Raw genomic sequence first — 12,918 nt, 5'->3', positions numbered from 1 at the left:
AAACCGCCTTTACTAGATTAAATAGATCTCGGCATTTTTACAACAACATTTTCACAGTTGCCATTAATTTGTCCAATGTTTGTCTTATGTCTTACAATAATGCCATGGAATGGGAAGTGTTGACGTATTCCGCCGTAAGCGTCATAATTATAGAAAACTTTCAACTGAAGCGTTAAGGCATATACCAATGATGGAACCTGCAGATTTCGATACCCTTGTGGGTTCATTTTATTATAGAAAGGAAACGGAAACCACGAGAATGGGCATAGAGCGATTAATTGACAAGGCCGGCACCTATTTAAAAGAAAAAGATCTTCTCCGCATCCGGGAAGCTTATGAATTTGCTGATCAGGCTCACATTGGACAGGTGCGCAAATCGGGGGAGCCATACATTCTGCATCCGTTGGCGGTAGCAGATATTGTCGTCAATATGCAGATGGATGTAATATCCATTATTGCAGCTCTTTTGCACGATGTTGTGGAAGATACGACGGTGTCACTAGAGCAGATTCGCACGGGTTTTGGCGATACCTGCGCGATGCTTGTGGATGGCTTAACCAAGCTGGAGCGAATTCGTTTCCGCTCAAAGGAAGAGCAGCAGAATGAGAATTACCGCAAAATGTTTATTGCTATGGCACAGGATATTCGTGTTATCGTAATCAAACTGGCGGATCGTCTGCATAATATGCGCACGCTTAAATATCAATCCGAAGATAGTCAGCGCCGGATTTCATACGAAACATTGGAAATTTTCTGTCCTATCGCTGACCGTCTAGGGATCTCAGCGATTAAGTGGGAGATGGAGGATATTGCCCTTCGCTATTTAAATCCTCAGCAGTATTATCGTATCGCTAACTTGGTACATAAGAAGCGGGCAGAACGTGAGCAATTCATTGATAGTGTAATTGGACGGATCCGTTCCAAGCTTGACGAAATGGGCATAGAGGGTGACCTCTCCGGCCGTCCCAAGCATATCTACAGTGTTTATAACAAAATGAATACTAAGAACAAGCAGTTCAATGAGATCTATGATCTCCTGGCCATTCGTATTATCGTCGACAATATTAAGGATTGTTATGCCACACTCGGCATTATTCATACACTTTGGAAGCCAATGCCCGGCCGTTTCAAGGATTATATTGCTATGCCTAAAGCGAATATGTACCAATCGCTTCATACAACGGTAGTGGGACCCGGTGGGGAACCAACCGAGGTGCAAATTCGGACATGGGAAATGCACCGTACAGCTGAATTCGGGATCGCGGCTCACTGGGCATACAAGGAAGGAACTAACAACACCGGCAATCCAGAGAACCGGATGCCTTTCTTCCGGGAAATACTTGAGCTGCAGCATGAGGCCAAAGATGCTTCTGAATTCGTGGAATCTCTAAAAATGGACTTTTTCTCTGACCTTGTCTTCGTATTTACGCCTAAAGGTGAGGTTATTGAGCTGCCTGTTGGCTCAGTCCCGCTGGATTTTGCCTTCCGGATTCATACGGAGGTGGGTAACCGAACGATCGGTTCCAAAGTTAACGGGCGGATCGTACCCCTTGACCATAAGCTGAAGACTGGGGATATCGTAGAGATTCTAACCTCGAAGCATTCTTACGGACCGAGTCGTGACTGGCTTAAGATTGCTCAATCTTCACATGCAAGAAGCAAAATTAAACAATGGTTCAAGAAAGAAAAACGCGAGGAAAATGTGGAAAAAGGCCGTGAATCCATTGAACGTGAGCTGAAGCGCCTGAATGTAGACGTCTCGGAATGGAGTTCGGACGACAAATTGATGGAAGCGGCGAAGAAATTCTCCTTTAATGATATTGAGGATATGCTATCAGCTGTTGGTTTCGGTGGTATTACGGCGGCGCAGATTGCCTCTCGGTTAACGGAAAAACTTCGCAAAGAGCAAGAGGAAGCGGCTAATCATCTGGAGCTAACTTCAGAAATGAAAGAGATCAAATCCTCCGGAGAGAAAAGAGCTCAGCCGACTAACGGCGTTCGTGTGAAGGGGATCGATAACCTGCTGGTTCGTTTTGCGCGATGTTGTAATCCCGTTCCCGGCGACGATATTATTGGTTACGTAACACGGGGCCGCGGTGTATCTGTCCATCGTGAAGATTGTCCTAATATACCAGGTGATGGTGACGGTGAGGAAGCTGCACGGGTCATCGAAGTGGACTGGGAAGGTAATGTGGAAGCGAATTACAGTGTTGATATTGAGGTTACCGGTCATGATCGAAATGGCTTGCTTAATGAGGTGCTGCAGGCGGTATCCGAAAGTAAGACTAATATTTCCGCGGTTACAGGCCGCTCGGATAAGAATAAAATGGCGATGATTCATATGACGATTCTTATCCGGAATACGGATCATCTGCAATCAGTAGTAGATCGCCTCAAACGAGTAAAGGATGTCTACACTGTTCACCGTATCATGCAATAGGTTAAGGGGTTGAAAGACTGTAATGAGAGTAGTCGTGCAGCGCTGCAAGAAAGCGCAGGTAACTGTCGATGATGCCATAACCGGCGTGATCGCTGAAGGGCTTATGCTGCTTGTCGGCGTAACTCATGGAGACACAGAGAAAGACGCCAAGTATTTAGCGGAGAAGATCGCTGGACTGCGTATTTTCGAAGATGATGCCGGTAAGATGAACTTAAGTGTTATAGATGTCGGGGGAGCTATTCTTTCGGTCTCGCAGTTTACTTTATACGGTGATTGCCGCAAGGGTAGAAGACCGAATTTTATGGCTGCCGCCGCACCTGACGAAGCGAATCTATTGTATGAATATTTTAACCGGGAGCTTGCTGCGAGTGGGCTTCAAGTAGAGACTGGGATTTTTGGCGCTATGATGGATGTGTCACTGGTTAATTGGGGTCCGGTAACGTTGATTTTAGATAGCCGAGGATAAAACAAATGGGTTGGTGCAGGTTATTTCTGATAAGGAATAACAGGTGTCATCCTTTTTTTGTATGCCAAACAGCTCCACCTTGTGGAGCTGTTTGGCATGGATAGAGTCCCATTAGGCTGGATAAACTAAATATAATTGACGACAGTATAAGGGGCAGTAAATGATGAGACAATCCCATAAGGCTTGGGTATGGAGAAGTATTCCTGCGCTTGCAACAGGAAGTCCAACAGAAGCATACGCAACAGCTAAAGGAGCCGAAGTTCAGGAGGAGATTCTTGTTATGAAAGGCCGAAGCCGCAATCTTCTCCCGCGAAGCTAATGGGAGCCGGGAAAGCGGTTTTGTCTTTTGAACATACTCAAACTTTACCATTTTTTCGTTAGAAAGCCGTTCAAACGGGGTAATGGTTAGACGAGAAGAGAACATATAAGGAGGGTACAACAATGACCAGAAGAATTCAGGCGTATTTCCGGACAGAGGATGAAGCAGAGGGTGCTAAGACATCGTTGATCTCTTACAATGTGGAGGGGCTGGAGGTCTCGCGATTAACCGATTCTCTGGATTCTGGGGGACGTAGTAACCGAAATATCCTAGTACCGCTCGTGGCCTATACTAACACATCAATGTCGGGCGGTCTGGCCGGGGTTGGCGGAACCACAGGTTCTGTGGCTGGGAATGCTGCCATCTTACCGGGAATTGTTGCAATCGATCCTACAGATGACAACGGGAAGCACCTAAGAGGTGGTGAAGTCCGCAACAATACGGTAGTTGCCGACGCAGATCTAAGAGATCTTAACTATGTGATGGAGCTCAAGGTTCCTCGAGAAAATTATCTCGAAGTCATAGAAACTTTGCGTAATAAACATGCTTTTGTTGAAGTCTTTGAGTAAACCATTTGAAATGCTTGCGTGTCAACGATGCTCTGGCTTATCTTTTATTCAGGTAGGTAAGAGCATTTATTTTATATAGAAAATAAAACGCTTTCTTTTCTGTAATATAACCGTAATATTACATTCATGATTCCTTAACATACTGTGTTTATAATAATGGCATGACCCCCTTTTTAATAATATATGATGATGGACCTGCAGCACTTGGCTGCAGGTCATTTTTTTTGTTTTTCTGCCTTTTATGACTTTTTCAATATCCTGTCTTGACTTTAGGACAGTGGTTCAGTAAAATCTAACATAATACGGTTTTAAACAATAATGTTTTGATGACGGGAACAAGTAATTCGGCCCCACAACTTCAGAGAGGAACCCCCCGCAGAAACGGAGTCATCCCCATGTAGGATGGAATAACTGTTTTGCGTCAGGCTGTAAGGGTTCTGTTGATGAGCGAATGAATGACCTCCCCGAGAACGTACGGTGAAAGCAGGCAGTTGCCTCCAGTAACCGATGCGCGTAGGCGGGCGTTAACCGCTTGAGCGGATTCAGTGTTTACCCTGATCCGGAATGTGGGTGGTACCACGGGTGTATTATTGGTTATGATAATCCCTCGTCCCTGTTTGTTATAAACAGGACGGGGGATTTTTTGATTTTTTTAAGTGTTATTTTTCAAGTGTTAATTAAGGAGGGATAGACTGTGGCTAAAGAAAGATTTGAGAAACCGACCGGTACGCAGGATGTACTTCCGGGTGCCGTAGAGAAATGGCAGTTTGTGGAGGGTAAGGCAAGAGACCTATGCCACCGCTTCAACTATAGGGAAATTCGCACACCTGTATTCGAGCACACGGCGTTGTTCGAAAGAGGTGTAGGTGAAACCACGGATATTGTCGAAGGTGAAATGTACACCTTTAAGGATAAAGGGGACCGGGATCTAGCCCTTCGCCCTGAAGGGACAGCTGGCGTTGTAAGAGCATACGTCCAGAATAAGCTGTTTGGAGAGCCTGATGTCAGTAAGCTTTATTACATAGGCCCTATGTTCCGCTATGAGCGTCCGCAGGCAGGCAGGTACCGTCAATTCCATCAGTTTGGCATTGAGGCTTTTGGAGCCGTTGATCCAGCTATTGATGCTGAAGTGGTCTCACTCGGTTACCAGTTCTGCAAAGACCTTGGACTGAGTGGAGTACGTGTAGAGATTAACTCTGTAGGAAATGCACCAAGTCGTGCAGCCTACCGGGAAAAGTTGCTGGGCTTCCTGAGACCTATGAAGGATAGTCTATGCGGGGATTGCCAGCGTCGTATGGAACGTAATCCGCTGCGTGTACTGGATTGCAAGATTGATCAAGATAAATTCATCGATGCCCCGTCCATATTGGACAGCCTAGATGAAGAATGCACTACGCACTTCGCTAAGGTCAGAGAACATTTGACTGCAATGGGTGTTGAGTATGTTATTAATACACGGCTTGTTCGTGGACTGGATTATTACACGCATACAGCGTTTGAATATAAAGCAGCAGGCATTGGATCCATTGATACCGTTGGTGGCGGTGGACGTTATAACGGTCTTGTAGAAGAGATTGGCGGACCTGATCAGCCGGGCATTGGCCTTGGAATCGGTCTGGAGCGTATTCTGCTCATACTGGAGAATCAGAAGGTCGAGATGGAGACTGTAAAACCTCTGGATGTGTATTTTGTAGCACTGGGCCAAGAGGCTGATCTCGAGATTTCGAAGCAGCTGTTCATCCTGCGCAGCCTTGGTTTCTCTGCAGAACGTGACTATCTGGGTCGAAAAATGAAAGCTCAGATGAAGTCTGCCGATCGCATGTCGGCGCGATATACGGCGATTCTTGGCGAAGACGAATTGAAGAATGGTGTTATTGCCCTGAAATCCATGGCGACCGGTGAGCAGCGTACGGTGAAGCTTGAGGATCTAGGTGGAGCAATCGTATAACCAAGAAGGATTGTAAGAGCACTAACGAGATATTTTAACCTTGAAAGGGTATGATAAATTATGCAACGCAGTCATCATTGTGGTCAATTAACACTAGAAAATATTGGGCAAACTGTAACCTTGAACGGTTGGGTTCAAACCCGCCGCGATCTCGGCGGCGTACTATTTATTGATTTGCGCGACCGGAGCGGTATTGTGCAAATCGTATTTAATCCTGATTATTCCGGAGAAGCCCTGCAAGTGGCTGATAAAGTACGCAGTGAATATGTGCTGGCTGTTACCGGTAATGTTGTAAAACGTGATGCTGAAACTGTAAACCGCAATTTGCCTACAGGTGAAATTGAGATTCAAATCACAGATATTGAAGTTCTTAACGCAGCTAAAACTCCACCGTTCTTCATAGAAGAGGGTGTTGAAGTGGATGAGTCCCTGCGCCTTAAATATCGTTACCTGGATCTGCGTCGTCCGGAAATGCAAAAAACGCTTCTGCTTCGCTCGAAAGCTTCTAAAATCTTCCGTGACTTCTTGGACAGTGAGGGCTTCATCGATGTTGAAACTCCAATCCTTACTAAGAGCTCGCCTGAAGGCGCGCGTGACTATCTTGTACCAAGTCGGGTGCATGAAGGCGAATTCTTTGCACTGCCGCAATCACCGCAAATCTACAAGCAGCTCCTTATGGTGGGCGGAGTAGAACGGTACTACCAGATTGCCCGCTGCTTCCGTGATGAGGATCTGCGTGCTGACCGTCAGCCGGAATTTACTCAAGTCGATATTGAGACCTCGTTCATGGGTCAGGATGATCTGCTTGGCATGATGGAGAAGCTGATGCAGCGTCTGTTCAAAGAAACAGTGGGTGCTGACATTACTCTTCCATTCCAACGCTTGACTTATGCTGAAGCTATAGGTAAGTACGGCTCCGATAAGCCTGACCTGCGGTTTGGTCTTGAGCTGGTAGAAATGAATGATATCGTAGCAAGCTGCGGTGTGAAAGTATTTGCTTCCGTGATCGAAAAAGGCGGCGAAGTAAAATGCCTTAACGCAAAAGGCTGCGGTACATGGACCCGTAAAGAAATTGACGAACTTGGACCTTATGCTGCACGTTACGGTGCAAAAGGTTTGGCTTGGATTCAAGTGAAGGACGGCGAATTCAAAGGACCGATTGTGAAATTCTTCTCTGAGGAAGAAATCGCCGCTGTGAAGGAACGTACAGGTGCTGAAGAAGGCGACCTCTTGCTCTTCTCTGCGGATACTAAGAAGGTTGTAGCCGACGTTCTAGGCGCACTACGTGTTAAAATTGGCCGTCAGCTTGGTCTTATCGACGACAGTGTGTTCAAATTCGCTTGGGTGACAGACTTCCCGTTGCTGGGCTACGATGAAGATCAAAAACGATATGTAGCAGAACACCATCCGTTCACTCGTCCTCGTGAAGAGGATCTGCATCTGTTCGAAACAGATCCGGGTGCCATCCGTGCTCAAGCTTACGATATCGTCCTGAACGGCTACGAGGTCGGTGGCGGCTCCATGCGGATATACAAACGTGAGGTTCAAGAAAAAATGTTCGAAGCTCTGGGCTTCTCCAAAGAAGTAGCTTATGAGAAATTCGGTTACTTGCTGGATGCTTTTGAATATGGTACCCCTCCACACGGCGGTATCGCCTTCGGCTTAGACCGTCTAGTAATGTTGTTGTCAGGACGTACGAATCTACGGGAAACGATCGCATTCCCGAAAACAGCGAGTGCAACCGACCTGTTGATGAATGCTCCGTCGCCTGTAGATAGCTTGCAATTGGAGCAACTGCATATCAAGCTAGCCCCAAAACCGGAAAAAGAAAAGAAATAAACAATTTTAGCTGCCGAAGCAAATTATGCTTCGGCAATGCTTTTTAAGGAGGTTGTACCTCATGTTACATCAGTTCTCACGAACGGAACTTGCTTTCGGACCGGAAGGTCTGGAGATTATGAAGAACAGCACAGTCGCGGTACTCGGTATTGGCGGTGTCGGAGGTATAGCGGTTGAAGCCTTAGCCCGTACGGGTATCGGCCGTATTATCCTGATTGATAAGGACACGGTTGACATTACGAATATTAATCGCCAGATTCATGCTCTCACTACGACGGTAGGACAGAAGAAGGCTGATTTAATGGTTGACCGCGTCAAGCTGATTAATCCCGAATGTGAAGCCATTGCACTGAATATGTTCTATACCGAAGAGACCTATGAGGAATTGTTTAAATACAAGCCGGATTATGTAATTGATGCATCGGATACGATTATCTATAAGGTTCATTTGATCAAGGAATGTCTGGCTCGGGGGATTCCAATGATTTCGAGTATGGGTGCTGCTAATAAAATGGACCCGACCCGCTTTCAAGTTGCGGATATTTCCAAGACTACCTATGATCCTATTGCCAGAATCATTCGTCAGAAGCTACGTAAGGAAGGCATCAAAAAAGGAGTGAAGGTTGTATTCTCAACCGAGGCTCCTATGAAACCGCGTCAGGATGTTACGGATAAAATCGTTCCTGAGAATGCACCGGATAGACGCAAAGCAAAACAGCCTCCTGCCAGCAATTCATTCGTGCCTCCGGTAGCTGGCCTAATTATGGTCAGTGTAGCGGTGCGTGATTTGCTGGAGTCCGGTGGTATCAGCTTGTGATCTAGGCCTTGGTATAGGCATAAAAAATTAATAAATAGACCTATGGGCGTGCAGCCGGAATCCGGTTTGTCACGCCTTTTTTTCATGGTCATTGGGATACTGCAAGATGTAGGCGTTTTAATGGCATAATAGTCTAGCCGAACATAATATTAGTGGAGGTATGAAGTAATGAAGACAAGTTTTTGGCGTAATAGTCTTGGTCTAGAGCCTGAAGATGACTGGAAACGGGAATGGGCAGCGGGAATTCTGAGCTATTTTGCTTCTGTATATATTGTAATGGTTAATGCCGCTATACTGCATGATGCAGGAATGCCGCTGCGCGCGGGGATGGTTGCTACCCTCCTAACCGCTATTACCGGTTGTCTGCTGATGGCTTTTGGAGGTAAAACACCGATTATCGTAGTTCCAGGAATGGGTATTAACGCTTTTTTCACATATACTCTTGTACATTCCATGAAACTGGACTGGAGAGAGGCGCTGGCAGTAGTTGTTGTAACAGGCATCTTGTTTGCGGTTGTGGCATTCACTTCACTATATCGCATTCTAAGCGACGCCATTCCACCTAACCTTCAGCATGCGATTACGGTCGGCATCGGTTTGTTTCTAACATTTATCGGGCTGCAAAAGAGCGGTATTGTGATTGCACACCGGACAACCTTTGTGGCTATCGGTCATTTCAGTGATCCTGAGGTAATTACTTCCTGTGTTACCCTCCTTCTGGCACTGGTTCTTTTTGTGCGTGGGACCCGCGGCGGTCTGCTGATCAGTATGGCGGTTGGAACGGGTTTAGCCTATTTGCTTGGAGCCGGTCATGTACCGGAAAAGCTGGAGTCTGGACATGTGTTCACCGGATACGGAGATGTATTCATAGGTATGGGCTGGACCAACGTTGTCAGTCTGGTATTCTGGATAGCCGTATTTCTGTTATTGCTGATTGTTGTATTTGAAAATATAGGACTGATCGCTTCACAGACTTTGCTGGCAAATCGTCCAGAACGCTTCAAAAGCAGCCTGCGAGCTCTGTCACTTGCGAATATCGCAGCCGGTTTGTTCGGTAGCAGTCCCGTTGTAGCGGCCGCAGAATCGAATGCAGGTATTGCTGCGGGTGGACGCTCCGGCTTGACCTCGCTGGTCACAGGTCTTTTGTTCGCGGCAACCTTTCTATTTATTCCTCTGCTGACTTATGTGCCGGATAGTGCGATCGCACCCATCCTGATTGTTATCGGCGGACTGATGGTACAAAGCGTCCGGGAGATGGATTTCAACGATATGACCGAGGTATTCCCTTCATTTCTGGTCATGGTAATGATTCCTTTCACCTACAGCATTGTCGATGGGATGGCATTTGGTTTTATCACCTATCCGATCGTAAAGTTGGCAATGAAACGCGGTAAAGAGGTTCCTGCAGCATTATACGTTATAGCCGGGCTGTTTTTGGCGAATTTTATCCTACACGCTCTGCTATAGAGTTATATTCGCATTTGTCTTCTTCCTATGCTACAATGAGAATCCTTTTTGTTCCAAGGAAGAAGGGGATATGGCTATGCTTTCGAAGCGAGTTTTGTACGGAGAGACTCACAGAAGCTTAAGCTAACAAAACTTATGGCTATGCTTTCGAAGCGAGTTTTGTACGAAGAGAACTCACAGAAGCTTAAGCTAACAAAACTTTTAGGAGGTAACTGAAATTGGAGGACAACTTTCAAAGTGCCTATCAAGAGGAAGAAGACAGGCTGAATGGAGCGCTAACGGAAATTGACAGTGTCCTTGAGAAACTCCGTGGTACCCCGGTTTATACCGGGCATGATTATACGGAACAGGCACTCGAAGCATCCCGGGATCAAAGGCGCAAAGACCTGGCGAAGCTTAGGCAGGAGCCCTATTTTGGACGGCTTGATTTTCAAGGCAGTGATGAGGATGAACGCAAGGCACTTTATATTGGCAAAATTGGTGTAGATCGCGAACAGGTAAGTGACCGTCCGCTGGTGATTGACTGGCGTGCACCGGTAGCAAGCCTGTTCTATTCGTTTACCGGAGGGACGGAACCTGCCTCCTATGATGCCCCTGACGGGCTAATAGAAGGGCTTGTATACCTGAAACGTAACGTGGTCATCCGCAAACAGATTCTGGAGCGGGTGGCGGATACTTTTAACCGGGAAAGTGATGCCCCAGCGGTGTCGGATGAATTCCTAGTCTATCGTCTGGGAGAAAACAAAGACAACCGTCTGCGAGATATTGTCTCCACCATTCAAGAAGAACAAGATAAGATTATTCGAGCTGCCAAGAACACTGCGTTAATTATTCAAGGTGTTGCCGGGAGCGGAAAAACAACCGTAGCTTTGCACCGCCTAGCTTATTTACTTTATCAGTATAAAGAGCAGGTATTGGCAGAGAGAATGATTATTTTTGCTCCAAATCGGATGTTTCTTGATTACATTTCGGATGTGCTGCCGGAGCTCGGGGTAGGGAATATTATGCAAAGCACCTTCCCTGACTGGGCGTCAAATGTACTTGGTCTTACGCTGGCACAGCAGGATACCACAGAAACACTGAACCGTTGGTTTGAGGCGTCAGGGGCCTTGCCTGAAATCACAGATGAAACACCGGGTAGATTCAAGGGCTCCACGCTGCTAATGGAAATCATTGAATCGAGTGTGAAGCTGCTTGAAAATAGTGCTGTTCCTGCAGGAGACTTCTCTCCATGGGAAGGTGCAGTTCTGCGGCGGGCAACCATATTACATTGGCATAACGAGGAGTACAGCCCTTATCCCCCTGCCAAACGCAAAGAGCGTGTTATGGCCAGAATTCACCGCTGGATTGAAATGGAACTGAAAAAATGCTCTTCGGCATCTATCCTTAAGGACCGCAAGAAAATGGGAGCGCAGCGTGAAAAAGCGTATAGTGGTAAATGGCCTAAATACGACCCGTTGACCATCTACAAGCAAATTTTCCGGGCGGTTAAAACACCGGAGGATTGGCCTGCCGAACCGCCGGCAATTATTCCGGCAAGCGTCTTGAAAGAGACGCGCGGTGATCTGAAAAAGGGGAATCTGCGCGAAGAGGACCTGCCGCCGTTATTATATATTCATTATCTGTTATTCGGAAATGATGATGTAATCAAATTTGATCATATCGTGATCGATGAAGCCCAGGATTTCTCTCCCTTTCAAATTGCGGTGCTGGATCTGTTCGTGCGAGGTCATTCCTTCACCATACTCGGCGATTTATCGCAGGGTATACATGCCTACAAGGGTGTCCATGCCTGGGATGAGATGCAGTCCTTGTTTGCTCCCGAGCATACAGCCTATCATTCCCTTACACGAAGCTACCGCTCCACCATGGAGATTATTGACTTTGCCAATGGAATTTTATCCGCAGGTGTAGGCAGTTCCTTACTTGCAGTACCCGTATTCCGCAGCGGTAATCCAGTACGATTGATTCCTTATCGAGAGAGTTCGGCAGAGGAAGGGCGCATGGAGGATATAACCTCTGCGCTTAAGTTGCTTTCAACCAGGGAGTATCGAACGGTAGCAGTGCTTACACGCAGTCTTAAGGATGCAGAGGAACTGTATGCCAGACTTAGGGAGCATTTCAGCGATATTCATCTGATCGATGGCAGCATGACGGAATATAAGGGAGGACTGTCGGTTCTTCCCCTCTATTTGTCTAAAGGTCTGGAGTTTGATGCCGTGATTGTAGCCGATGCCGACTTGAAGCATTATGGTGATACCGCATGGGATGCGAAGCTGATGTATGTGGGCTGTACGCGTGCGCTGCACGAGCTGTGGCTTCTGCAAGGCGGAAAGCTGCCGTCATACTTGGAATCCGCCGCACTGGCGGTAGAGACTGCTGCAGGGTGGCCTGTGGACGAAGTCCGGTAAAAGAAGTGTGTTAAACCTCTTAGTAGCAAGTAGATCAGTAAGGTGCTCGTAAAGTAACCAGTAAAGTAATCAGTAGGTAATCTGTAGAGTAACCCGAAAAGAACTTAACAAGCCTATAAGTAACCTCTATGAGAATAGGGCAATTGGTGTAAACCGAATGCCCTGTTCTTTTTTTACAGCAAAATCACAAATTAGAACTCAAATGCCTAACTTAATACTCACTATTCCCAATTAAATCGTGCGAAAAAATGTCAAAAGCAGCTTTGGCTTAGTGTACTTTTCAAAATAAGTGCACATTCTGCAACTAAATTGGAGTGTTTTTGCCCTTATGGAGGTTTAGTTGTACAATGTGCAACTATATCTCGGATATTTCATAAAAAGACGGCCTCGGGCTGATTTTAAATGCATAAAGTGCAACTAAAAGTACATATTGGGGGATATGACCCTAAATAACTGTATAAAATGCAGCTATTTATCAAATTATTTATCTAATCCAACCATTACTGTACTAGATGTGAAGAAAGCTGATTCTCTGCCTTATATTCTGGCTTTTATTCTAGCTTGAATCGTCCGGAATGCATGGTGGAGAACAGTTATAACTGTTTTTGAACTTGTAACTCCCCCGTACCTATGGCTTAATAA

General features: G+C 46.2%; 9 protein-coding genes. All 9 read left to right on the top strand.

The window, feature by feature from the left end; genetic code table 11:
* Positions 1-259: 259 nt before the first annotated feature.
* Entirely contained in the window at positions 260-2,440 is a 2,181-nt protein-coding gene (locus tag J2T20_RS05120) for a RelA/SpoT family protein (protein WP_307586283.1), read from the top strand.
* A 22-nt stretch (positions 2,441-2,462) separates the two neighbouring features.
* Positions 2,463-2,906, top strand: coding sequence for a D-aminoacyl-tRNA deacylase (gene dtd / locus J2T20_RS05115; RefSeq protein ID WP_307586204.1), 444 nt, complete (start codon positions 2,463-2,465; stop codon positions 2,904-2,906).
* A 160-nt stretch (positions 2,907-3,066) separates the two neighbouring features.
* Positions 3,067-3,225 (top strand): hypothetical protein, encoded by a 159-nt coding sequence (locus J2T20_RS05110; protein WP_307586202.1) that lies wholly within the window; start codon positions 3,067-3,069, stop codon positions 3,223-3,225.
* A gap of 122 nt (positions 3,226-3,347) precedes the next feature.
* Positions 3,348-3,794 carry a hypothetical protein gene (locus J2T20_RS05105; protein ID WP_307586200.1) on the top strand — a complete coding sequence of 149 codons (447 nt, stop codon included), beginning with the start codon at positions 3,348-3,350 and terminating at the stop codon, positions 3,792-3,794.
* A gap of 694 nt (positions 3,795-4,488) precedes the next feature.
* Complete coding sequence (hisS, locus tag J2T20_RS05100) at positions 4,489-5,742, top strand: histidine--tRNA ligase (protein WP_307586198.1); 1,254 nt, start codon at positions 4,489-4,491, stop codon at positions 5,740-5,742.
* 60 nt (positions 5,743-5,802) lie between these two features.
* Positions 5,803-7,581, top strand: a complete 1,779-nt coding sequence (aspS, locus tag J2T20_RS05095; RefSeq protein ID WP_307586197.1) for an aspartate--tRNA ligase — start codon at positions 5,803-5,805, stop codon at positions 7,579-7,581.
* Between the two features lie 61 nt (positions 7,582-7,642).
* Positions 7,643-8,398, top strand: a complete 756-nt coding sequence (locus J2T20_RS05090) for a tRNA threonylcarbamoyladenosine dehydratase (protein WP_307586195.1) — start codon at positions 7,643-7,645, stop codon at positions 8,396-8,398.
* A 168-nt stretch (positions 8,399-8,566) separates the two neighbouring features.
* Positions 8,567-9,865 (top strand): NCS2 family permease, encoded by a 1,299-nt coding sequence (locus J2T20_RS05085; protein WP_307586193.1) that lies wholly within the window; start codon positions 8,567-8,569, stop codon positions 9,863-9,865.
* A 218-nt stretch (positions 9,866-10,083) separates the two neighbouring features.
* Positions 10,084-12,276 (top strand): HelD family protein, encoded by a 2,193-nt coding sequence (locus J2T20_RS05080; protein WP_307586192.1) that lies wholly within the window; start codon positions 10,084-10,086, stop codon positions 12,274-12,276.
* Positions 12,277-12,918: the final 642 nt, after the last annotated feature.

The organism is Paenibacillus wynnii, from assembly GCF_030812855.1.
GTDB classification, from domain to species: domain Bacteria; phylum Bacillota; class Bacilli; order Paenibacillales; family Paenibacillaceae; genus Paenibacillus_AQ; species Paenibacillus_AQ wynnii_A.
The sequence above is the reverse complement of the archived record's forward strand: the minus strand, read 5'-3'. Positions and strand labels throughout refer to the sequence as shown.